Annotated in this window: 24 protein-coding genes; 6 read left to right on the top strand and 18 right to left on the bottom strand. The window is 61.3% G+C overall.

Annotated elements, in window-relative coordinates; translation table 11 throughout:
• Positions 1-30: 30 nt before the first annotated feature.
• The gene (locus tag RR51_RS06655; RefSeq protein ID WP_003260792.1) at positions 31-249 is read left to right on the top strand and encodes a YgdI/YgdR family lipoprotein; all 219 of its coding nucleotides are present in this window, start codon (positions 31-33) and stop codon (positions 247-249) included.
• A gap of 51 nt (positions 250-300) precedes the next feature.
• Here RR51_RS06655 and RR51_RS06660 read toward each other — a convergent pair whose 3' ends face one another.
• The 7 genes from RR51_RS06660 to rplM form a co-directional block, all read right to left on the bottom strand.
• The gene (locus RR51_RS06660) at positions 301-732 is read right to left on the bottom strand and encodes a ClpXP protease specificity-enhancing factor (RefSeq protein ID WP_039613003.1); all 432 of its coding nucleotides are present in this window, start codon (positions 730-732) and stop codon (positions 301-303) included.
• A gap of 10 nt (positions 733-742) precedes the next feature.
• On the bottom strand, positions 743-1366 hold the full coding sequence (locus tag RR51_RS06665) for a glutathione S-transferase N-terminal domain-containing protein (protein WP_039613004.1): 624 nt from the start codon (positions 1364-1366) through the stop codon (positions 743-745).
• 117 nt (positions 1367-1483) lie between these two features.
• Positions 1484-2263 (bottom strand): cytochrome c1, encoded by a 780-nt coding sequence (locus tag RR51_RS06670; RefSeq protein ID WP_013974125.1) that lies wholly within the window; start codon positions 2261-2263, stop codon positions 1484-1486.
• Complete coding sequence (locus tag RR51_RS06675) at positions 2263-3474, bottom strand: cytochrome b (protein WP_003260795.1); 1212 nt, start codon at positions 3472-3474, stop codon at positions 2263-2265. The genes RR51_RS06670 and RR51_RS06675 overlap by 1 nt, the downstream gene beginning before the upstream one ends.
• Positions 3474-4067, bottom strand: a complete 594-nt coding sequence (petA, locus tag RR51_RS06680; protein ID WP_015271723.1) for a ubiquinol-cytochrome c reductase iron-sulfur subunit — start codon at positions 4065-4067, stop codon at positions 3474-3476. The genes RR51_RS06675 and petA overlap by 1 nt, the downstream gene beginning before the upstream one ends.
• Before the next feature lie 263 nt (positions 4068-4330).
• Positions 4331-4723 carry a 30S ribosomal protein S9 gene (gene rpsI, locus RR51_RS06685; RefSeq protein ID WP_003260797.1) on the bottom strand — a complete coding sequence of 131 codons (393 nt, stop codon included), beginning with the start codon at positions 4721-4723 and terminating at the stop codon, positions 4331-4333.
• A gap of 14 nt (positions 4724-4737) precedes the next feature.
• Positions 4738-5166 carry a 50S ribosomal protein L13 gene (gene rplM / locus RR51_RS06690; protein WP_003260798.1) on the bottom strand — a complete coding sequence of 143 codons (429 nt, stop codon included), beginning with the start codon at positions 5164-5166 and terminating at the stop codon, positions 4738-4740.
• Positions 5167-5423: 257 nt separating this feature from the next.
• Here rplM and RR51_RS06695 point away from each other — a divergent pair, with 257 nt between their 5' ends.
• Complete coding sequence (locus RR51_RS06695) at positions 5424-6464, top strand: NADP(H)-dependent aldo-keto reductase (RefSeq protein WP_039613005.1); 1041 nt, start codon at positions 5424-5426, stop codon at positions 6462-6464.
• 309 nt (positions 6465-6773) lie between these two features.
• Positions 6774-7694, top strand: coding sequence for a GlxA family transcriptional regulator (locus tag RR51_RS06700; protein WP_169774643.1), 921 nt, complete (start codon positions 6774-6776; stop codon positions 7692-7694).
• Between the two features lie 117 nt (positions 7695-7811).
• Here RR51_RS06700 and zapE read toward each other — a convergent pair whose 3' ends face one another.
• The 3 genes from zapE to RR51_RS06715 all read right to left on the bottom strand — a co-directional run bounded on the left by zapE (position 7812) and on the right by RR51_RS06715 (position 11081).
• Positions 7812-8906: a cell division protein ZapE gene (gene zapE, locus RR51_RS06705; protein ID WP_013974130.1), complete on the bottom strand. Its 1095-nt coding sequence runs from the start codon at positions 8904-8906 to the stop codon at positions 7812-7814.
• Positions 8907-9070: 164 nt separating this feature from the next.
• A complete protein-coding gene (locus RR51_RS06710) occupies positions 9071-10420 on the bottom strand; it encodes a tryptophan--tRNA ligase (RefSeq protein ID WP_039613006.1) in 1350 nt (449 codons plus the stop codon).
• A 25-nt stretch (positions 10421-10445) separates the two neighbouring features.
• Positions 10446-11081 carry an alpha/beta hydrolase gene (locus tag RR51_RS06715; RefSeq protein WP_023662821.1) on the bottom strand — a complete coding sequence of 212 codons (636 nt, stop codon included), beginning with the start codon at positions 11079-11081 and terminating at the stop codon, positions 10446-10448.
• A gap of 135 nt (positions 11082-11216) precedes the next feature.
• Between RR51_RS06715 and RR51_RS06720 the strand changes: the two genes are divergently transcribed.
• Positions 11217-11651, top strand: a complete 435-nt coding sequence (locus tag RR51_RS06720) for a YhcB family protein (protein WP_003257164.1) — start codon at positions 11217-11219, stop codon at positions 11649-11651.
• A gap of 162 nt (positions 11652-11813) precedes the next feature.
• Here RR51_RS06720 and RR51_RS06725 read toward each other — a convergent pair whose 3' ends face one another.
• Positions 11814-13010, bottom strand: coding sequence for a methionine gamma-lyase (locus tag RR51_RS06725; protein ID WP_039613007.1), 1197 nt, complete (start codon positions 13008-13010; stop codon positions 11814-11816).
• Positions 13011-13137: 127 nt separating this feature from the next.
• Here RR51_RS06725 and RR51_RS06730 point away from each other — a divergent pair, with 127 nt between their 5' ends.
• On the top strand, positions 13138-13617 hold the full coding sequence (locus tag RR51_RS06730) for an Lrp/AsnC family transcriptional regulator (RefSeq protein ID WP_039613008.1): 480 nt from the start codon (positions 13138-13140) through the stop codon (positions 13615-13617).
• A 70-nt stretch (positions 13618-13687) separates the two neighbouring features.
• On the opposite strand, the gene RR51_RS06735 is transcribed toward RR51_RS06730, so the two are convergent.
• The 4 genes from RR51_RS06735 to RR51_RS06750 all read right to left on the bottom strand — a co-directional run bounded on the left by RR51_RS06735 (position 13688) and on the right by RR51_RS06750 (position 18130).
• Positions 13688-14062 carry a tail fiber domain-containing protein gene (locus RR51_RS06735; RefSeq protein ID WP_082044658.1) on the bottom strand — a complete coding sequence of 125 codons (375 nt, stop codon included), beginning with the start codon at positions 14060-14062 and terminating at the stop codon, positions 13688-13690.
• Positions 14063-14288: 226 nt separating this feature from the next.
• Complete coding sequence (cysN, locus tag RR51_RS06740; RefSeq protein ID WP_039613009.1) at positions 14289-16190, bottom strand: sulfate adenylyltransferase subunit CysN; 1902 nt, start codon at positions 16188-16190, stop codon at positions 14289-14291.
• Positions 16191-16206: 16 nt separating this feature from the next.
• Positions 16207-17124, bottom strand: a complete 918-nt coding sequence (gene cysD, locus RR51_RS06745; protein WP_013974136.1) for a sulfate adenylyltransferase subunit CysD — start codon at positions 17122-17124, stop codon at positions 16207-16209.
• Between the two features lie 247 nt (positions 17125-17371).
• Positions 17372-18130: a Nif3-like dinuclear metal center hexameric protein gene (locus tag RR51_RS06750; protein ID WP_015271733.1), complete on the bottom strand. Its 759-nt coding sequence runs from the start codon at positions 18128-18130 to the stop codon at positions 17372-17374.
• A 167-nt stretch (positions 18131-18297) separates the two neighbouring features.
• Between RR51_RS06750 and algW the strand changes: the two genes are divergently transcribed.
• On the top strand, positions 18298-19458 hold the full coding sequence (gene algW / locus RR51_RS06755; protein ID WP_015271734.1) for a Do family serine endopeptidase AlgW: 1161 nt from the start codon (positions 18298-18300) through the stop codon (positions 19456-19458).
• Between the two features lie 133 nt (positions 19459-19591).
• On the opposite strand, the gene RR51_RS06760 is transcribed toward algW, so the two are convergent.
• Genes RR51_RS06760 through RR51_RS06770 form a run of 3 tightly spaced genes read right to left on the bottom strand, consistent with a single transcriptional unit; the run spans position 19592 to position 22653 of the window.
• Positions 19592-20356, bottom strand: coding sequence for an amino acid ABC transporter ATP-binding protein (locus RR51_RS06760; protein WP_003251792.1), 765 nt, complete (start codon positions 20354-20356; stop codon positions 19592-19594).
• Positions 20357-20366: 10 nt separating this feature from the next.
• Positions 20367-21464 carry an amino acid ABC transporter permease gene (locus tag RR51_RS06765; RefSeq protein ID WP_039613010.1) on the bottom strand — a complete coding sequence of 366 codons (1098 nt, stop codon included), beginning with the start codon at positions 21462-21464 and terminating at the stop codon, positions 20367-20369.
• A gap of 10 nt (positions 21465-21474) precedes the next feature.
• Complete coding sequence (locus RR51_RS06770) at positions 21475-22653, bottom strand: amino acid ABC transporter permease (protein ID WP_039613011.1); 1179 nt, start codon at positions 22651-22653, stop codon at positions 21475-21477.
• Positions 22654-22718: the final 65 nt, after the last annotated feature.

Genomic DNA, 22718 nt, shown 5'->3' on the forward strand with positions numbered 1-22718 from the left:
TTGTCTTTTCAGAAATCCAGGAAACACCGCATGAAAAAGCTTCTGCTGCCTGCCCTGCTGTTCGGCACTTTCGCCACCCTGGCCGGCTGCTCTACACCAAGCCTGATCACCCTCAACGATGGCCGTGAAATCCAGGCCGTCGACGTACCGAAGTTCGACCGTGACGCCGGCTTCTATGAGTTCCAGCAACTCGACGGCAAGCGTACCCGCATCAACAAGGACCAGGTACGTACCATCAGCGACCTGTAAGCAGGGCTGGCGCAATTAAAAAAAGGCGATCCGGTTGGATCGCCTTTTTTATTACTTGACCACTTTCAGACTTGGTCGACCAGTCGGACGTGGCGGCTGGCCACCACCCTCTGGCGGGCCATCGTCATCCGGCTGCACATCATCATCTTCCTGCTCATCGTCATCCATCATGGACGACTCCAGCTCGAAGACCATACCCTGGCCATTCTCGCGGGCGTAAATACCCAGGATGGCGCCAACCGGCACGTACAGCGAGTGAGCCACGCCACCGAAGCGGCCCTCGAAGCTGACCGCGTCGTTGTCCATGTGCAGGCTGCGCACGGCACTTGGCGAGATGTTCAAGACGATCTGGCCATCACTGGCGAAACCGTCCGGCACCTGGACCTTCGGGAATTCGGCATTGACCAGCATATGGGGCGTGCAATCGTTGTCGACGATCCACTCGTACAGTGCTCGAACCAGATAGGGGCGACTGGAGTTCATCAACGGCTCCTTAAAGCTTGCGCATTTCACGTTCTACAGAGGACAGGCTCGCCTGGAAAGGCTCGCGGGCGAACTGCCGCTCCATGTAATCCAGCAGCGGCTTGGCTTGCCGCGGCAACTCGATACCCAACACCGGCAGACGCCAGAGGATGGGCAGTAGACAACAATCGACCAGGCTTTGCTCCTCACTCATGAAGCAGGCGTACTCGCCGAACAACGGCGAGACCCCGGTCAGGCTCTCACGCAATGCCTTACGCGCTTCGGTTCGGGCAGCCTCGCTACTGCGCGGGTCGAGCACAATATCGGCCAAGGAGCACCAGTCGCGCTGGATGCGGTGCATCAGCAAGCGACTGTTCCCCCGCGCAACCGGGTACACCGGCATTAGCGGCGGATGTGGATAACGCTCCTCGAGGTACTCCATCACCACGGTCGATTCATACAGCGCCAGGTCACGGTCGACCAGGGTCGGCACGCTGCCGTAAGGGTTCACCTCTGCCAGCTTGGGCGGCAGTCGACCGGGATCGACATCGATGACCTGCACGCTGATGCCCTTCTCGGCCAGCACGAGGCGTACCCGATGAGAATAGTGATCAGCGGGGTCGGAATAGCAGGCTAACCTGTTGGTTGCGCCCATGTAGCGCCTCCTCGTACGGGATGCTTGTAAAACTGTAAATGAAAACGCGCCCGTGGGGACCTGGCAGATCTGCCAGGCCACCACGGGCGCGTTCAACAACCAGAAACTACTGCGTGATCAGTGCACGTCCTTCCAGTATTCACGCTTGAGCAAATAGGCGAATACGAAGAAGAAAGCCAGGTACAGCAACACGTAGGTACCGATGCGCTGGCTTTCCAGTTTGACCGGGTTGGCCGAATAGGCCAGGAAGGTCACCAGGTTCTTGACCTTCTCGTCGAACTGCTCGGTCGTCAGGGTACCGGAATTCGGCGTAATGGTCAGCTGGTCGCAGGCTTCATGGGTCAGCGGGCTACCAGTCAGTGGGTCGAATTGCTTCTTGCCATCGGTCACGGTCTGCACCTGCTTGCAGCCAACCACCTGGTTACCCTGCAAGCCGACCAGCACGTTAGGCATGCCGACGTTCGGGAACACCTTGTTGTTCACCCCATAAGGCCGCGACGGGTCCTCATAGAAGCTGCGCAGGTAGGTGTACAACCAGTCGGTACCACGCACTCGGGCCACCAGGGTCAGGTCGGGCGGTGCAGCGCCGAACCAGGTCTTGGCGTCACTGGGCTTCATGCCGATCTGCATGTGGTCACCGATCTTGGCACCGGTGAACACCAGCTTCTCGAGCATCAGCTCGTGGGGGATGCCCAGGTCATCAGCAACCCGCTCGTAACGCTGGAACTTCGCACTGTGGCAACCCATGCAATAGTTGGCAAAGGTACGCGCACCGTCCTGCATGGCGGCCTTGTCGCTCAGGTCGATGTCGACCTTGTCCAGCTCCAGGCCCGTTTCGGCAGCGAAGGAAAAGGCAGGCATCACTGCCAGCAAAAATACTGCAATCAACTTTTTCATCAGCCAGTCACCCTTTCCGGAACCGGTTTGGTCTTCTCGAGCCTTGTGTAGAACGGCATCAGCAGGAAGTAGGCGAAGTACAACACCGTGCACACCTGCGACAGCAAGGTACGCCCAGGTGTCGGCGCCAGCACGCCCAGTATGCCGAGGATGACGAAGGCCACGCAGAACACCAGCAGGAAGAGCTTGCTGATCCAGCCCTTGTAGCGCATGGAGCGGACCGGGCTGCGGTCGAGCCAGGGCAAGACGAACAACACGGCAATGGCCGCACCCATGGCAATGACGCCCATCAGCTTGTCAGGCACCGCACGCAGGATCGCGTAGAACGGCGTGAAGTACCACACAGGCGCAATGTGCTCGGGGGTCTTGAAGGCGTTCGCCTGCTCGAAGTTAGGTTTCTCCAGGAAGTAACCGCCCATTTCCGGGAAGAAGAACACCACGGCGCAGAACACGAACAGGAACACCACCACGCCGACAATATCCTTGACGGTGTAGTACGGGTGGAACGGGATACCGTCCAGCGGGATACCGTTTTCGTCCTTTTTCTTCTTGATGTCGACGCCATCGGGGTTGTTCGAACCCACTTCGTGAAGGGCGAGGATGTGCAGGACCACCAGGCCGAGAATCACGATCGGCAAGGCAACCACGTGCAGGGCGAAGAAGCGGTTCAGAGTGATACCCGAGATCAGGTAGTCACCACGGATCCACTGGGTGAGGTCGCCACCGATCACCGGAATGGCACCGAACAGCGAGATGATCACCTGGGCACCCCAGTACGACATCTGGCCCCACGGCAGCAGGTAGCCCATGAAGGCTTCGGCCATCAGCGCCAGGTAGATCAGCATGCCGAACAGCCACACCAGTTCACGCGGCTTCTGGTAGGAACCGTAGAGCAGGCCGCGGAACATGTGCAGGTAGACGACGATGAAGAACGCCGATGCACCTGTGGAGTGCAGGTAGCGCAGGATCCAGCCGTATTCCACATCCCGCATGATGTACTCGACCGAGGCGAACGCCTCTTCTGCCGAGGGTGTGAAGCTCATGGTCAGCCACACACCGGTGACGATCTGGTTGACCAGCACCAGCAACGCCAGCGAGCCGAAGAAGTACAGGAAGTTGAAGTTCTTGGGTGCGTAATACTTGCTCAGGTGGTCTTCCCACATCTTGGTCGCGGGGAAGCGAGCATCAATCCAGTCCATGAACTTGCTCATCATGCGTTCTCCTGGTCAACGCCGATGACGACGATCTCGTCCGACTCGTAAGAGTGCGGTGGCACGGGCAGGTTGAGTGGCGCCGGCTGCGACTTGTAGACACGGCCGGCCAGGTCGTAGTGGGAACCGTGGCATGGGCAGAAATAGCCACCGACCCATTTCGGGCCAAGGTCAGCGGGTGCGACTTCCGGGCGGAAGGTGGGCGAGCAGCCCAGGTGTGTGCACAGGCCAACAAGGATGAGGATTTCCGGCTTGATCGAACGAACCTGCGGATCGACGTAGGTGGGCTGCACCGAGGCCTTGGACTCGGGGTCAGCCAGATCACCTACGACCTTTTTCAGGTTACCGAGGATCTCGTCCGTTCGCCGCACGATGAACACTGGCTGGCCGCGCCACTCGGCCACCATCTGCTGCCCGGCCTCGACCTTGGCGATATTGACCTTCACCGGTGCACCCGCGGCTTTCGCCTTGGCACTGGGAAACCATGACCCCACGAACGGTACCGCAGCCCCCACTGCCCCCGCCGCCCCGACTACGGATGTCGCGGCTACGAGGAAGCGGCGCCGGCCTGCGTTGACGCCGTCATTGCTCATTCAGTCCTCTCCCATCAGCTTGCTTGACCAGTTGGACCTGGCCTGTACTTAGGTAATGTCTGTGGCACTAAAAATTGGCCGCCATGGTAAGAAACAAATCCACACACTGACAAGGTGATTACCCGGGGAACGGGCTACAACCCTCGCTTTGCTTGATCTGCGTCTATGCGGCAAGTCGTCACGGACATGCTGACAGGTTAGTTCAAGACATAAAAAAAGCCCGGTTCCAAAGAACCGGGCTTTTTTCGACTGCCGAAGCGGTATTAACGCTTGGAGTACTGAGGACGCTTACGCGCTTTACGCAGACCCACTTTCTTACGCTCGACTTCACGAGCGTCGCGGGTGACGTAGCCAGCACGACGCAGAGCGCCACGCAGGGTTTCGTCGTATTCCATCAGAGCGCGGGTGATACCGTGACGGATCGCACCGGCTTGACCGCTGACACCACCACCGGAAACGGTGACGTAGATGTCGAACTTCTCAACGGTTTCGGTCAGCTCGAGCGGCTGACGAACAACCATGCGAGCGGTTTCGCGACCGAAGAACACGTCCAGAGAACGGTTGTTGATGGAAATGTTACCAGTACCCGGACGCAGGAATACGCGAGCGGTTGCGGTCTTGCGACGGCCAGTGCCGTAGTTTTGAGTCGCCGACATAATGAACTATCCCGTTAGATCTTCAGTTCTTGAGGCTGCTGAGCAGTGTGTGGGTGAGCAGCACCCGCGTACACTTTCAGCTTGCGGTACATGTCGCGACCCAGCGGGTTCTTCGGCAGCATGCCTTTGACCGCAGTTTCGATAACACGCTCAGGGGCCTTGGCGATCAACTTCTCGAAGTTGATTTCCTTGATACCGCCCGGGAAACCGGAGTGGGAGTAGTACATCTTGTCGGAAGACTTGGCACCAGTCACACGAACCTGCTCGGCGTTGATAACGACGATGTAGTCGCCGGTGTCAACGTGAGGGGTGTATTCTGGCTTGTGTTTGCCACGCAGACGGCTAGCGATTTCGGTAGCCAGACGACCCAGGGTCTGGCCAGCGGCGTCGACTACGAACCACTCGCGCTTTACTGTTTCCGGTTTAGCAGTAAAAGTTTTCATTCTCTAAAGCCTCAGAGGCCGCCCAGCGAAAAATAGACGGCGAATCTTACTGGATAGTGCACAGCTTGCCAAGGGCAAGCGCGCAGCCGAACGCTGACGCTTTTGGGGGCTCGGGTCAGGCACGCCAATGTTCGACGGGGTTCTTCCTGCGTGGTGGTGCATCACTTCCGCCACACGGAGAGGTGCCGAATTATCCAGATTGCGCGAAAAATTTCAACCTGCTTTGATGGGCTTCTTTGCCAAGGAGTGTCTATCCGATGGAATACCGCCAGCTTGGCCGTACCGACCTCAATGTCAGCGCCCTGTGCCTTGGAACCATGACCTGGGGCGAACAGAACAGTCAGGCCGAGGCCTTCGAGCAGATTGCCCGGGCCAAGGCCGCCGGGGTCAACTTCATCGACACCGCCGAAATGTACCCGGTGCCGCCCCGCCCCGAAACCTACGCCGCCACCGAGCGCATCATAGGCAACTGGTTCCGTGACAATGGCGATCGCGACGGCTGGGTGCTGGCCAGCAAGGTCGCCGGCCCCGGCAACGGCATCAGCCACATTCGCGACGGCCAGCTCAAGCACAACCGCCAGCATATCGTCGCGGCGCTGGACGAGAGTCTCAAGCGCCTGCAGACCGACCGCATCGACCTGTACCAGCTGCACTGGCCCGAGCGCAGCACCAACTTCTTTGGCAAGCTGGGCTACCAGCATTTGCCACAGGACCACTTCACCCCGCTGGAAGAAACCCTCGAAGTGCTCGACGAGCAGGTACGCGCGGGCAAGATCCGCCACATCGGCCTGTCCAACGAAACGCCGTGGGGCACCATGAAGTTCCTGCAACTGGCTGAAAGCCGCGCCTGGCCGCGAGCGGTATCGATCCAGAACCCTTACAACCTGCTCAACCGCAGCTTCGAGGTGGGCCTTGCGGAAGTGGCCATCCGCGAGCAATGCGGCCTGCTGGCCTATTCGCCGCTGGCGTTCGGCATGCTCTCCGGCAAATACGAGAACGGCGCACGCCCGGAAAACGCACGCCTGACCCTGTTCAGCCGCTTTGCCCGTTATTCCAACCCACAGACCGTGGCGGCCTGCAGCCGCTATGTGCAGCTGGCCCGCGAGCACGGCCTGGACCCGGCGCAGATGGCCCTGGCGTTCGTTACCCGGCAGCCGTTCGTGACCAGCAATATCATTGGCGCGACCAGCCTCGAACAGCTGGACAGCAACCTTGCCAGCCTCGAGCTGAGCCTGAGTGATGAACTGCTGGCGGCGATCGAGGCGATTCACCAGGAGCAACCGAACCCGGCGCCTTGAGCCGGACCCTGTGCGCACTTCGAGGCCTGTGGGACACCTGTAGGAGCAGCCTTGTGCTGCGAAGAGGCCTGTATGGCTGAAGGTTGCCTGTGGCAGCAATGGCCTCTTCGCAGCACAAGGCTGCTCCTACCGGTTGGCTCTGCCCCTCTGCTGCACAGGCTAGACACAATCGCCAAAAAATAAGACGATCCAGCCGGTGATTGACCACTCTACCCTATAAGAACAATGACAATGATGTTTACCCAACCCTCCGCGTCGCTGCGGCGCGTCAGCATCCTGGCCATTGACAAGGTGTTCGCTTCGACCTTGATGCAGGCCAAGGATTTCTTCCACCTCGCCAGCTTGCGCTACAGCAAGCAACTGGGCCTGGGCCTGCAGCCCATGTTCGAGATTCGCCTGGTGAGCCCGGACGGCCAGCCCGTGGACAGCTTCAGCAATGTGCAGTTGCCGGTCGAAGGCGGCCTTGACGACGCCGACGTGATCATCCTCCCGGCCTTCTGGGATGACTTCGACAACCTGCTGCAACGTTATCCACAGGTACTGCCGTGGCTGCGTGAACAGCATGCCCGCGGCTCGGTGCTGTGCGCCGAGGCCAGTGGCGTATTCTGGCTGGCCGAGTCCGGCCTGCTCGATGGCAAGGAAGCGACCACCTACTGGCGCTTCTTCAACAGCTTTGCCGAACGCTTCCCGAAGATCCGGCTGAACCAGGACAAGCACCTGACCGATGCAGACAACCTCTATTGCGCCGGCGGGACCACTTCAGCCTGCGACCTGTACATCTATCTGATCGAACGCTTCTGCGGCGCCAACGTGGCCCGCGCCGTGTCCCGCGACATCCTCTACGAAGTGCAGCGCAACTACACCCCGGGACGCATGGGCTTTGGCGGGCAGAAGCTGCACCAGGACCTGATCATCCTGCAGATACAGCACTGGCTGGAAGAGCACTTCGCCGACAAGTTCCGCTTCGAGGACGTGGCTCGCAACCACGGCATGAGCATTCGCAATTTCATGCGGCGTTTCCAGAGCGCTACGGGTGACAAGCCGCTGCACTACCTGCAACGGTTGAGGATCGAGACGGCCAAGGGCTTGTTGTCGAGCACGCGCAAGAGCATCAAGACCATCAGTTATGAGGTGGGCTATGACGATGCCAGTTTCTTTGCGCGGCTGTTCCGCCAGCATACCGAGTTGTCGCCGAACCAGTATCGGCAACAGTTCATGCAAGAGGCTTGAGGCCAATGGGGCTGCCCTGCAGCCCATCGCGACACAAGGCCGCTCCTACAGGGAATCGCGTAATCCTGTAGGAGCGGCCTTGTGTCGCGAAAGGGCCGCAAAGCGGCCCCGGCAATTTCAAGGCTTGTGCGCCCGCGCCAGGAACTCGTGCGACTGCATCTCCAGCAAGCGGCTCAGGGTGCGCTGGAACTCGAAGGCCAAGCGCCCACCGGTATACAGGTCCTTCAGCTCCACCTCGGCCGAGATGATCAGCTTGACGTTGCGGTCGTAGAACTCGTCCACCATGTTGATGAAGCGGCGGGCGATGTCGTCGGTGGTGACCCCCATCTGTTCCACGTTGCTCAACAGCACGGCATGGAAGATCTTGCCCAGTTCGATGTAGTCGTTCTGGCTGCGGGGGCCGTCGCACAGGGCGCGGAAGTCGAACCAGGCCACGTCGTCACAGGTAAGCAGGGCATTGATCGGGCGATTCTCGATCATCAGCACGTCGTTCTGGACCGCCTGGGTGCACTCGGGGGTCAGTGCTTTGAAGCTTGCGCGCAGGCTCTGGTGAGCCGCTTCATCGAGCGGGTAATGGTAAAGCTCGGCCTGCTCCAGGTGACGCAGGCGGTAGTCGACCCCGCTGTCGACGTTCACCACCTCGGTGTACTGCTTGATCATGGCGATGGCCGGCAGGAAACGCGCGCGCTGCAGGCCGTCCTTGTACAGGCCGTCCGGCACGATGTTCGAGGTAGCCACCAGCGATACGCCGTTCTTGAACAACTCTTCCATCAGGGTGCCGAGAATCATCGCGTCGGTAATGTCCGACACGAAGAATTCGTCGAAACAGATGACCTTGGCTTCTTCGCTGAAGCGCTTGGCAATGATGGTCAGCGGGTTCTTCTCGCCCTTGAGGGTTTTCATTTCCTCGTGCACACGCTTCATGAAGCGGTGGAAGTGCGTGCGCATCTTCTGCTTGAACGGCAGCGCCTCGAAGAAGGTATCGACCAGGTAGGTCTTGCCGCGCCCTACCCCACCCCAGAAGTACAGGCCCTTGACCGGGGTCTGCTCCTTTTTGCCGAACAGCTTGCCGAACACGCCCGGCTTGTTGTTCTGCGCGTGTACCAGGTCATCGTACAGGCGCTGCAGGTGACGCACCGCAGTTTCCTGCGCCGCGTCATGGAAGAAGTCGGGACGTTTCAGATCTGCTTGATATCGTTCTAGGGGCGTCATGATTCGTTAGCGAGGCAACAAAAAACGGGCCGTCACTGTAGCGACAGGCCCGCTTAATGGCAATCAGACTTGCGTCAATATGCCTCATCCAGACCAACTAAGTGCAGGATGGCACCGGCTTTGCCGGTGTTCGCGGGTAAACCCGCTCCTACAGGCGAAATGCCTCAGTCCGGTTGTGGCGCAAGCGCTGCACGCAGGCTTTCGATAGCCGCATCACGGGCTTCGGCGCTGTCGAACTGCGGCCCCTCGGCAACCTGTTCACCGTTCAGCCACAGACCGAAACCCAGGCCTTCGACGCGTACATCCGCCTCGCCACCTTGCTGCAGCTGCTTGCTCACGGCGCCGGCGCTCTTGCCGTCGGCGAAGCTGCGCGACAGCAGCAGTTGCTCGCCATCAGCGGCAAGCAGGCGGAAGCGGAAGCTGCCGTCTTCATCGCGGAAGCTGACGAAACGCGCACTCTTGGCGGCCTTCTTCTTCACTTCGGTGCTGGCCTGCACGCTGCTACGGAACGAACGCAGGCCAACGGCCTCGCGCAGCTGCTCGAGGAATGGCGTGGCGATCTTGCGAGCCTTGGCAGCGCCGGCCAGCAGGATGTCTTCCAGGTCCGCCGGACGGGCGATCAGCTGGTGGTAGTACTCGCGCTTCTCGGCCAGCTGGCCGTCCAGCAGCTGGAACAGACGCTGCTTGGCCTCGCCCCAGCCCAGGCCCTGCAGCAGCTCTTCACGGAACTCGGCGCACTGCGCCGGCGTCGAGAAGGCCTGGAACAGGGTGAACAGGTGAGCGTTGTCCGGGTCTTTCGCCTCGCCAGGCGCACGCGAGTCGGTGACGATGCGCGAGATGGCGTCTTTCATCTCCTTGGCGCTGGTGAATAGCGGGATGGTGTTGTCGTAGCTCTTGGACATCTTGCGCCCGTCCAGGCCCGGCAGGGTCGCCACGCTCTCCTCGATCACCGCTTCCGGCAGGGCGAAGAAGTCCTTGCCCTGGCCGAACAGGTGGTTGAAGCGCTGACCGATGTCGCGGGCCATTTCCACGTGCTGGATCTGGTCACGACCGACCGGCACCTTGTTGGCGTTGAACATCAGGATGTCCGCAGCCATCAGCACCGGGTAGCTGTACAGGCCCATGGTCACGCCGGCATCCGGGTCTTCGCCGTTTTCCAGATTCTTGTCCACCGAGGCCTTGTAGGCGTGCGCGCGGTTGAGCAGGCCTTTGGCACTGACGCAGGTCAGCAGCCAGGTCAGCTCGGGGATTTCCGGGATATCGGACTGGCGGTAGAAGGTCACCTTGTCCGGATCGAGACCGCCGGCCAGCCAGGTGGCGGCAATTTCCAGACGCGAACGCTGGATACGCAGCGGGTCGTCGCACTTGATCAGGGCGTGGTAGTCGGCCAGGAAGTAGAACGAGTCGACACCGGGCTGCTGGCTGGCACGGATTGCCGGGCGGATGGCGCCGGCGTAGTTGCCCAGGTGCGGAGTGCCGGTGGTGGTGATACCGGTGAGAATGCGCGTGGTCATGGGTGTTCGCTTATTCAGGCTTGGCTCAGTTCGAAAGGCGCGGCAGCAGCAGATCCTTCAGATCGGTCAGCTTGCCATGGAAGAAGTGTCCGCATTCTGCCACTTTCAGCAGCTCATGGGGGCGCGACAGGCTGTCGGACCATTCGTAAACCAGCTGCGGCGCGACGACTTCGTCGGCGTCAGGCTGCACCACGGTGATCGGGCAGCGCTGCGGCAGCGGGAAATCCGCCGTCAGGCGCATGACCGCAGGGGCGATCATGAACAGCTGCTGCAGCTCTACTCCAGTGGCCTCGAGGCGGCCGGCCAGGCTGGTGGCGACAAAACCACCGAACGAGAAGCCCATCAGCACCAGCGGCAGGCCCAGATGCTTCTCGCGCAGCCAGGCCGCAGCGGCCTCGGCATCGGCCACCTCGCCAGCGCCCATGTCATGGGTGCCGGCGCTCTGCCCGACGCCACGGTAGTTGAACCGCAAGGTCACGTAGCCGGCGTCGCGGGCGGTGCGTTGCAGGGTCGAGACCACCTTGTTGAGCATGGTGCCACCCTGGACCGGGTTGGGGTGGCAGATCAGCACCGCGCCACGTGCATTGGCCACGTCCAGGTACAAGGCTTCCAGCTGGCCGCTGGGGCCATCGATGAACAAGGGGGTTTCGCGGACAAGCAAGGCACTACTCCGTGACCTCGGAAGGGGTCGATTCGTCTAGATGAGGAATTCTGTTCTGATTTGCGATCGCTCGCGGTATACAGCGCAGGTCTGAGCCGTTAACGTAAAGCAAAGCCGTTTATAGAGGAAGGACTCGTGGAACTCTCGCTCCTTGTTTGGTTGTTGCCGACCCTGGCCCTGGTCATCGGCGTGGTGGTTGGGTTCGTCGTCGCTCGCCTGCTGCCCAATGCCGCGCCGAGCAGTACCCAGCGTCAACTGGATGATATCCAGAAGCGCTTCGACAGCTATCAGAACGAAGTGGTTACTCATTTCAACAGCACTGCCGTGCTGGTCAAGAAACTGACCCAAAGCTATCAGGACGTGCAGGACCACCTGGCCGAAGGCGCCAACAGCCTGGCTCTGGACGACGTCACTCGCCAACGCTTGCTGGCAGCCCTGCACTCCGAGGCAGCGCAAGGCCCACGCGACCGTTTGACCCCGCCGAAGGATGCCGAAGTGCCGCGTGACTACGCGCCGAAAGCACCGAACTCGCCGGGCATGCTCGACGAGAGCTACGGGCTCAAGCGCTGATCTGCAGAAAATGACAAAGGCCTCGCAAGAGGCCTTTTTCATGGGCTGGATTCACTGGCCTCTTCGCGGGTGAACCCGCTCCCACAGGGGCGGCGCAGGTTTCAAATACTGCGCCTGACCTGTAGGAGCGGGTTTACCCGCGAAGAGGTCGGCCCAGGCAACCTAGCTGCAGGCCTGCAATGCCTGCTCGACATCCGCCAGCAGGTCCTCCACATCTTCCAGCCCCACCGACAGGCGCACCAGCCCCTCCGATATCCCGTGATGGTCCCGCTCCTTCGCGGTATAGCTTGAGTGCGTCATGCTCGCCGGATGCTGCGCCAGCGACTCGGCATCGCCCAGGCTCACCGCCCGCGCAAACAGTTGCAAGGCATTCATGAACCTGCGCCCGGCCTCGATACCCCCCTTTAACTCGAAGGCGATCATCCCGCCCGGCAAACGCATCTGCCGCTGCGCCAGCTCGTACTGTGCAAACGACGGCAAACCCGGGTAGTGAATCAGCTCCACCTGCGGCTGCCGCGCCAAAACTTCGGCCACCTGCTGGGCATTTGCGCAATGGCGGTCCATGCGCAGGGCCAAGGTCTTGATACCGCGCATCAGCAGCGCCGCATCGTGGGGTGACAGCACCGCCCCGGTCATGTCCTTCAGCCCTTCCAGGCGAATGCGGTCGACCAGCGCCTTGCGCCCCACCACCAGCCCGGCAGTGATATCACCGTGGCCACTGAGGTACTTGGTCGCCGAATGCACCACCAGGTCCGCCCCCAGCTCCAGCGGCCGCTGCAGGTAGGGCGTGCAGTAGGTGTTGTCGACCACCACATGCACATCATGCCCGCGTACGGCCTCGGCCACCGCGGCGATATCCACCAGCTGCATGTTGGGGTTGGCCGGCGTTTCGAAGTAGATCATCCGCGTCTTGCTGTTGATCGCCGCTTTCAGGGCCTTGGCATCGTTCAGGTCGACATGGCGGATCTTCACCCCGAATTCGCCAATGCCATGGTGCAGGAAAGCAAAAGTGCAGCCGTACAATGTGCGCCCGACGATCAGCTCATCGCCAGGGCGCAACAGGGTCCAGATCGTCGAGGTGATGGCCCCCATGCCCGACGCCAATGCCAGCCCTGCCTCGCCACCCTCCAGCGAGGCCATGCGCTGCTCCAGCAGGGCCAAGGTAGGGTTGGAAATGCGGCTGTAGAAATGCCCCGGCTCCTCCCCAGCGAAGCAAGCAGCACCGTATTCGACTGTGGGGAAGGCATAAGTAGCGGTCTGGTACACCGGCGGCACCAGGGCGCCACCGTGGGAAACCGGATCGTAGCCATGGTGAATGGCCCGCGTGGAAAAACCGGTGTTGTTATGGGAGTCGCGCATGGCAACAGCCTCTTGTGGTTTGCTATAAGCTTATGCCACCGAGCTGCCCGATTTTTTCCAAAATGGCCCACGCATACGCGTGCTTGTTGGAACAAAAACAATAATTACCGGACCAGGAGGGCAAAACATGCCTTCACGCCTCGACCGCACCGACCGCGCCCTGCTCGCTGCCCTGCAGGACAACGCCCGCCTCACCGTTGCCGAACTTGCCGACCAGGTAGCGTTGACCACCTCGCCATGCTGGCGGCGGGTCAAGTTGCTGGAGGAAAACGGCTACATCACCGGCTACCAGGCCATCCTCTCGCCCAAGTCACTGGGGTTTGGCGTCACCGCGTTCGTCAGCATCATGATGGACTCGCACACCAAGGACATGGCACTGGCATTCGAACAGCGGCTGATGGAAATTCCCGAGATTGTCGCCTGCCACAACATCTCCGGGCGCTACGACTTCTTGCTTGAGATCCTGGCGCGGGATTTGGAGTCGTTTGGCGAGTTCACCCGGGAAGTGCTGCAACGGTTGCCGGGGGTTAAGGAGATTTACTCGAGTTTTTCCTACAAGGCAGTGAAGGAACGGCGGGTGATACCCGTGTCCGAAAAGCATATTTAGCCCCGCCATGGCAGGGCTTCAACGAGCTGGGGCAAGCCCTGGTGCTAGCCGCACAGTCGTTTTTCCTCCACTAGCGCGAGACAGCAGAATTTTCCAAAGCCGTGATGCGGCGATCCAATTCACGAACAGACTCGATCAAAGGCACGACCAGCTTTTCGTAATCGACGGTCAGCAACCCGTCTTTTTCATGCACCAACTCCGGGTACACCTTCTGCACCTCCTGGGCGAGCACAGCAAGGTCATCCCTGCCGGACTCTTTCCACTTCATCCGCACCCCATGAATCTTCAGCAGGGTATCGGTGGAGCCCAACAGTTCGGTGATATCGGTCTTCAACCGAACATCGCTGAATGGGCAACATTTGGCCCCAAGATCGGCGTGTGCCGTACCCGATAATCCAGCAGCCAATACCAGCGTACATGCCGCAAAATATTGAGGAAATTTCACCGCTAGGCCTCCTTAGTTGTTAGAGCACCCAGAGTGAACGGAGGGCCTCCTACCCAAAAGTCGGTTTTTTCGCCCGGCACAGCAGGAAAAGGCGGCGCAGCTTGTAGGATGAAGCGCAGAGAGCGGTCAAACCGTACAAGGTACGCCATCTATCAGGGTCTACACGCATGGCAAGATGCTCAATAAAAAACCCCGCCGAGGCGGGGTTTTCCTTGCAGGCTAGCGCTTAGATCGCGCCACGCTGACGCAACACGTCCAGCACCTGCTTCACGCCCTCTTCCACACTGGTGGACTGGGTGTCGATCACCAGGTCGGCATCCAGCGGCACATCGTACGGGAAGCTTTCGCCCGGGATGTTGTCGCCCCCAGCAGCGTACAAGCCTTGCGGGTCACGCTCACGGCAGGCCAGCGGCGAGGCCTGGACGTAAACGGTCACCAGGCGCTCCTTGCCGATCAATGCCTTGGCCTGTTCCCGGCCTTCTGCATCAGGGGCCACGAACGCGGCCAGAGTCAGCAGACCGGCTTCGTTGAACTGGCGCGCCACATGGGCAGCGCGGCGCCAGTTCTCGGTGCGGCCTGCGCGGTCCTGCGGCAAGCCCTTGTTCAGGTCATGGCGCAGGTTCTGGCCGTCGAGCACGTACACTGCACGGCCCATGTCGAACAGCTTGCGCTCCACGGCATAGGCCAGGGTGCTCTTGCCAGCGCCGGACAGGCCACTGAACAGCACGGTGGCAGGCTGCTGGCCGAAGCGTAGGGCGCGCTCTTCGGTGGCCACATGGCACAGCTTGCCATGATGGCCGGTGCTGCCGTGCGGCAGGACTGGCGGGGCGATGATCATGCCGGCGCCGACCGTGCCGTTGGTCAGCCGGTCGATGACGATGAACGCACCGGTGGTGCGGTTGCTTTCGTAACCGTCCAGGGCAATCGAGGCGTCCAGGGACACCTTGACGCGGCCGATCTCGTTCAGTTGCAGCGCGCTGGCAGCGCCCTGCTCCAGGGTGTTCACATCGACCTTGTGGGTGATGCTGGCAATCGAGCCCGGCACGTAGCTGGTGGCGCGCTTGATGTCGTATTTCTTGCCCGGGAGCATCGGCTCCTCGGCCATCCACACCAGCATGGCGTCGAACTGGTCGGTGACCGGCGGGACGTTGTCGGCATGCACCAGCAGGTCGCCACGGGAGATGTCGATCTCGTCTTCCATGGTCAGGGTCACGGCCTGGCCAGGGCCTGCGTTTTCCAGCTCGCCTTCGTAGGTGACGATGGACTTGACGCGGCTGCTCTTGCCCGACGGCAGCACGACGATTTCATCGCCCTTGTGCACCACGCCGCTGGCGATGGTGCCCGCGAAACCGCGGAAGTTCAGGTTCGGGCGGTTGACGTACTGCACCGGGAAGCGCAGGTCGGTGAAGTTGCGGTCGGCCGACACTTCGACGGTTTCGAGGATTTCCATCAACGTCGGGCCGGCGTACCACGGCGAACGCTCGCTGTGGTTGACCACGTTGTCGCCCTTGAGCGCCGACATCGGCACGAAGTGCAGGCTGCTCGGCACCAGGTTGATGGCTTCGGCGAACTTCAGGTAGTCGGCCTTGATCGACTCGAACACGCCCTGGTCGAAGCCTTTGAGGTCCATCTTGTTGACCGCGACGACGATGTGCTTGATGCCCAGCAGCGAGGCAATGTAGCTGTGGCGGCGGGTCTGGGTCTGCACGCCGTAGCGGGCATCGACCAGAATGATCGCCAGGTCGCAGGTGGACGCGCCGGTGGCCATGTTGCGGGTGTACTGCTCGTGGCCCGGGGTGTCGGCAATGATGAACTTGCGCTTGGCGGTGGAGAAATAGCGGTAGGCGACATCGATGGTGATGCCCTGCTCGCGCTCGGCCTGCAGACCGTCGACCAGCAGCGCCAGGTCGACTTCCTCGCCGGTGGTGCCGACCTTTTTCGAATCGCGAGTGATGGCCTCGAGGTGGTCCTCGTAGATCATCTTCGAGTCATGCAGCAAGCGCCCGATCAGGGTGCTCTTGCCGTCATCCACGTTGCCGCAGGTGAGAAAACGCAGCAGTTCTTTGCGCTCGTGCTGAGCCAGATAAGCGAGGATGTCTTCGCTGATCAAATCGGATTGGTGCGACATGGAGTAACCCTGAAAATTAGAAGTAGCCCTGACGTTTCTTGTCTTCCATGGAACCGGCGCCATCGTGGTCGATGACTCGGCCCTGGCGCTCGGAAGTGCGCGTCAGGAGCATTTCCTGAATGATGTCGGTGAGCGTCTCGGCTTCCGACTCGACAGCACCCGTCAACGGGTAGCAGCCAAGGGTACGGAAACGCACCTTTTTCTTGACGATGCGCGCTTTCTCTTCATCGGTGAGATGTTCGAGGATGCGCTCGTCGTCGATCATGATCAGGGTGCCGTTCTTCTCGATGACTTCGCGCTCGGCGGCGAAGTACAGCGGCACGATCGGGATGCCTTCGAGGTAGATGTACTGCCAGATGTCCAGCTCGGTCCAGTTCGACAGCGGGAAGACGCGGATCGACTCGCCCTTGTTGACCTTGCCGTTGTACACGTTCCACAGTTCCGGGCGCTGGTTCTTCGGGTCCCAGCGGTGCTTGCTGTCACGGAACGAGTAAACGCGCTCCTTGGCCCGCGACTTCTCTTCGTCGCGGCGCGCACCACCGAAGGCGGCATCGAAACCATGCTTGTCCAGCGCCTGCTTCAGGCCCTGGGTCTTCATGATGTCGGTGTGCTTGGAGCTGCCATGGGTGAACGGGTTGATGCCCTGCGCCACACCCTCGGGGTTGACGTGGGTGATCAGCTCCAGGCCCATTTCCTCGACCATCTTGTCGCGGAAGCTGTACATCTCCTGGAATTTCCACTGCGTGTCGACGTGCATCACCGGGAACGGCAACTTGCCTGGGAAAAAGGCCTTGCGCGCCAGGTGCAGCATCACGGCGGAATCCTTGCCGATCGAGTACAGCATCACCGGGTTGTCGAACTCGGCGGCCACCTCGCGGATGATGTGGATGCTCTCCGCCTCCAGCTGTTTCAAGTGCGTCAGTTTGTCGACCATGGCTACTCACGAAAAACGATCTTATGGACGGCCTGCGGGCCGTGTTCGAGCGAGCCACTTTATCACAGCGGCTGCTTCTATTTAGGAGGCTGGCTAGATCGAAAAAGTCTAACGATATGACTGCGGGTTTGGGCCAGCAGGCCTGGCCTATTCGCGGGTAAACCCGCTCCCACAGGGATCCCGCAGGCCTGGGATCAACACTGTCCCTGTGGGAGCGGGTTTACCCGCGAAGAAGGCGACGCCGATGTCAGATCGGGTTCGGGCAATCGATGAACAGGTGCTCCACGGCAAAGCGCCGCGCCAGGTAATCACCCAGCGCCTGCACCCCATACCGCTCGGTGGCATGGTGCCCGGCGGCAATGAAGCTGACGCCATTCTCGCGGGCACTATGGTAGGTCTGCTCCGACGCCTCGCCGGTCAGGTACAGGTCCACCCCGGCCGCGATCGCCGTGTCGATGTAGCCCTGCCCGCCTCCGGTGCACCAGCCGACCCGTCGGATCATCTGCTCACCTTCGACCAGCAGAGGCTCACGCCCCAGCACCTCCCGCACCCGCCGGGCGAAATCGAGCGCGGTCATCGGCTCGGCCAGCGAGCCGACCAGGCCGACCACCTTGGGGTTCTCCGGGTCCAGCGGCCCTTCGACGGTGATGTCCAGCTGTCGCGCCAGCTGCACGTTGTTGCCCACGTCCGGGTGCACGTCCAACGGCAGGTGGAACGCGAGCAGGCTGATGTCGTTGTTCAACAGGGTCTTCAGCCGGCGCTGCCGGATGCCGGTGACGCAGGGGTTCTCTCCCTTCCAGAAGTAGCCATGGTGCACCAGCACCAGGTCGGCCTCGGCTTCGACTGCCGCATCCAGCAACGCCTGGCTGGCGGTAACGCCGCTGACGATGCGGCTGACCTGCGGCCGGCCTTCGACCTGCAGGCCGTTGGGGCAATAATCCTGGATCTTCGCGCTGCCCAGGTAACGCTCGGCTTCCTCGACCAGGGTGTTCAGAGCGACGGCCATGAAAATCTCCTCGAAATCTGCGTTTTTCTCGGGCACAACGCCCATGCAACGCCCGTATAATGCCGGCCATTATGGGCCGTCGCCGGCACTGGGGGAACCGGTGTATGATCGCGCGCGCTCATGCCCACCGCACGGTCACCATCCCCGGCTCTTTCCAGGATTCATTCATGTTCAAGGCTTTGCGTTATTTTGGCTGGCCCCTGCTTACCGGCGTACTGATCGCCATGCTGATCATCCAGCGCTTCCCGGAGTGGGTCGGCCTGCCCAGCCAGGACGTCAACCTGCAACAGGCACCGCAGACCACGCGGATCATGCAGGGCCCGGTATCCTATGCCGACGCGGTAACCCTGGCCGCCCCGGCGGTGGTCAACCTGTACACCACCAAGGTGGTGAACAAGAGCGCCCACCCGCTGTTCGAGGACCCGCAGTTCCGCCGTTTCTTCGGCGACAACCTGCCCAAGCAGCGCCGCTGGGAGTCGAGCCTGGGCTCGGCGGTGATCATGAGCCCCGAGGGTTACCTGCTGACCAATAACCACGTCACCAGCGGCGCCGACCAGATCGTCGTGGCCCTGAAGGATGGCCGCGAGACATTGGCCCGGGTCATCGGCAGCGACCCGGAAACCGACCTGGCGGTGCTGAAAATCGACCTGAAGAGCCTGCCGGCGATCACCATCGGCCGCTCCGACAACATTCACATCGGCGACGTGTCGCTGGCCATCGGCAACCCGTTCGGGGTCGGCCAGACCGTGACCATGGGTATTATCAGCGCCACTGGCCGCAACCAGCTGGGCCTGAACAACTACGAAGATTTCATCCAGACCGACGCGGCGATCAACCCGGGTAACTCCGGCGGTGCGCTTGTGGATGCCAACGGCAACCTGATCGGCATCAACACGGCGATCTTCTCCAAGTCCGGCGGTTCGCAAGGTATCGGCTTCGCCATCCCGGTGAAACTGGCACTGGAGGTGATGAAGTCGATCATCGAGCACGGCCAGGTGATCCGTGGCTGGCTGGGCATCGAAGTACAGCCACTGAGCCAGGAACTGGCCGAATCGTTCGGCATGAAGGACCGCCCGGGCATCGTGGTGGCGGGCATCTTCCGCGAAGGGCCGGCGGCAAAGGCCGGGCTGCAGCTGGGTGACGTGATCCTGAGCATCAACGGCGAGCCGGCCGGTGATGGGCGCAAGTCGATGAACCAGGTGGCGCGGATCAAGCCCAACGAGAAGATCACCATCGAGGTGATGCGCAATGGGCAGCAGTTGAAGCTGATCGCCGAGGTGGGCCTGCGGCCGCCACCGGCGCCGGCAGTCGCCAAGGAAGAGAAGTAAGGCTGCGATCTGGTCTCTGGGGGGCTGCTTCGCAGCCCATTCGCAGCACAAGGCTGCTCCTACAGGAGATCGCATTTCCCTTGTAGGAGCAGCCTTGTGCTGCGAATGGGCCGCAAAGCGGCCCCCGGCTACATCAATGCAGGATCTGGCTCAGGAACAACTTGGTCCGGTCACTGCGTGGCCGGTCGAAGAAGTCATCCGGCGCTGCCTGCTCGACGATCTCGCCCTTGTCCATGAAGATCACCCGGTTCGCCACGGTCCGGGCAAAGCCCATCTCGTGGGTCACGCAGAGCATGGTCATGCCATCCTCGGCCAGGCCCACCATGGTATCGAGCACTTCCTTGACCATCTCCGGGTCCAGCGCCGAGGTCGGTTCATCGAACAGCATGATCTTCGGTTTCATGCACAACGCGCGGGCAATCGCCACACGCTGCTGCTGGCCACCGGACAACTGCCCCGGGTACTTGTGCGCCTGCTCCGGAATACGCACCCGCTCCAGGTAGTGCATGGCGATTTCCTCGGCCTTGCGCCGCGGCATCTTGCGCACCCACATCGGCGCCAGGGTGCAGTTCTCCAGGATGCTCAGGTGCGGGAACAGGTTGAAGTGCTGGAACACCATGCCCACTTCGCGGCGGATGGCCTCGATCTGCTTGAGGTCGTTGGTCAGCTCCACACCATCGACCACGATGCGCCCCTGCTGGTGCTCTTCAAGGCGGTTGAGGCAACGGATGGTGGTGGACTTGCCAGAGCCGGACGGCCCGCACAGCACGATGCGCTCGCCCTGACGCACGTTCAGGTTGATGTCCTTGAGCACATGAAACTGGCCGTACCACTTGTTCACGCCCTGCATCTGGATGATGCCTTCGGGGCCGGCAGGCTGCTTGATCGCTTCACTCATTTCGAAACTCCTAACGCTTGTGGCCAGTGTCCAGCTTGCGCTCCAGATGCATGGAGTAGCGGGACATACCGAAACAGAAAATCCAGAACACCAGGGCGGCGAACACGTAGCCCTCGGTAGCCATGCCCAGCCAGGCCGGGTCGGCAGCAGCTTGCTTGACGCTGTTCAGCAGGTCGAACAGCCCGATGATGATCACCAGGCTGGTGTCCTTGAACAGGGCAATGAAGGTGTTGACGATGCCTGGGATCACCAGCTTGAGCGCCTGCGGCAGAATCACCAGGCCCATCGCCCGCCAGTAGCCAAGGCCCATGGCCGCGGCAGCTTCGTACTGGCCCTTGGGGATGGCCTGGAGGCCGCCACGCACCACCTCGGCGATATACGCCGACTGGAACAGGATCACGCCGATCATCGCCCGCAGCAGCTTGTCGAAGCTCATGCCCTCAGGCAGGAACAACGGCAGCATCACCGATGACATGAACAGCACGGTGATCAGCGGCACGCCGCGCCAGAACTCGATGAAGGTCACGCACACCACCTTCACCGCAGGCATTTTCGAGCGCCGCCCCAGGGCCAGCAGGATTCCCAGCGGCAATGCGCCGACAATGCCCACGGTGGCAATCACCAGGGTCAGCATCAGCCCGCCCCACTGGCTGGTAGGTACGCTTTCCAGGCCCAGCACGCCCCCGTGCAGCAGGGTGTAGGCCAGCAGCGGGTACACCACCAGGAAGCCAAGGCCGTAGAAGGCCTTGCGTGGGAAGCGTTTGATGAACAGCGGGGCGGCGCCAAGCACGGCAAGCCACACGGTCAGGTCCACGCGCCAGCGCAACTCGGCCGGGTAGTAGCCGTACATGAACTGGCCGAAACGCTGCTGCACGAACACCCAGCAGGCGCCCTCCTTGGTGCAGTCGGCGCGGGTGGTGCCGACCCAGTTGGCATCAAGCAACGCCCACTGCAGCAGCGGCGGCACGATCAGCCAAACCAGGTAGATGGCAAACAGGGTCAGCAGCGTATTGAGCCAGCTGGAGAACAGATTGGCACGCATCCATGCGAGCACGCCGACGGTTTTCACCGGTGGCGGCATGTCGGGTTTGAAAACATGGGCATTCACTGGCGTATCCTCACCGCTCGATCAGCGCAATGCGCTTGTTGTACCAGTTCATCAGCAGCGAAATGCTGATGCTGATGGCGAGATAGACACTCATGGTGATGGCGATCACCTCGATGGCCTGGCCGGTCTGGTTGAGCACGGTACCGGCGAACAGCGAGACCATCTCCGGGTAGCCGATACCGGCCGCCAGCGACGAGTTCTTCGCCAGGTTCAGGTACTGGCTGGTCAGCGGCGGAATGATCACCCGCAGTGCCTGGGGGATGATCACCTTGCGCAGGGTCGGCCCCTCGCGCAGGCCCAGCGAGCGCGCGGCCTCGGTCTGGCCATGGCTGACCGAACGGATACCGGAGCGCACGATCTCGGCGATGAACGCAGCAGTGTAGATGGTCAACGCCAGGGTCAGCGCCAGCAGCTCGGGGATCAGTACCCAGCCACCGACGAAGTTGAATCCTTTCAATTGCGGCACTTCCCAGTGCACCGGGCTGCCGAACAGCAGTGCGCAAACGCCTGGGATGGCGATGAACAGCGCCAGCCCCACCCAGAACTTGTGGAATGGCTCGCCCGTCTCGTCGAAGCGCTTGTTGGCATAACGCACCATCACCACGATGGCCAGCAGCGCCAGGACCAGGGCCACGACGAACGGCCAGAAGCCTTCGGCCATGGACGCGCCGGGCATGTTCAGGCCACGGTTGCTGATGAAGAAGGTGTCGTCGATAGTGATGCTGCCCCGCGGTCCCGGCAGGGTCAGGAACACGGCGAAGTACCAGAACAGGATCTGCAACAACGGCGGGATGTTGCGGAAGGTTTCCACATACACGGTCGCCAGCTTGTTGATCATCCAGTTCGGCGACAACCGCGCCACACCGATGATGAAGCCAAGGATGGTCGCCAGCACCACGCCGATGAACGTCACCAGCAAGGTGTTGAGCAGGCCGATGACGAACACCCGCGCATAGCTGTCTGATTCCACGTAGGGGATCAGGTGCTGGGCGATGCCGAAGCCGGCACTGCGGTCGAGAAAGTCGAAGCCCGAGGTGATACCCCGGTGTTGCAGGTTGGTTTGCGTGTTGTGGAACAGATACCAGCCCAGACCGACCACGAAGACTATCGTGAGAATCTGGAACAGCCACGCGCGCACACGTGGATCGCTCAGGGATAAACCCTTTTGTGCGCCGATTCGATTTTGCATGAAGTGCCCCGGAAAGTAGGGTTCCGAACAGCCTGCGGCGGCGGGATGCCGCCGCAGGGTGCAGC

The organism is Pseudomonas sp. C5pp, from assembly GCF_000814065.1.
GTDB classification, from domain to species: domain Bacteria; phylum Pseudomonadota; class Gammaproteobacteria; order Pseudomonadales; family Pseudomonadaceae; genus Aquipseudomonas; species Aquipseudomonas asiatica.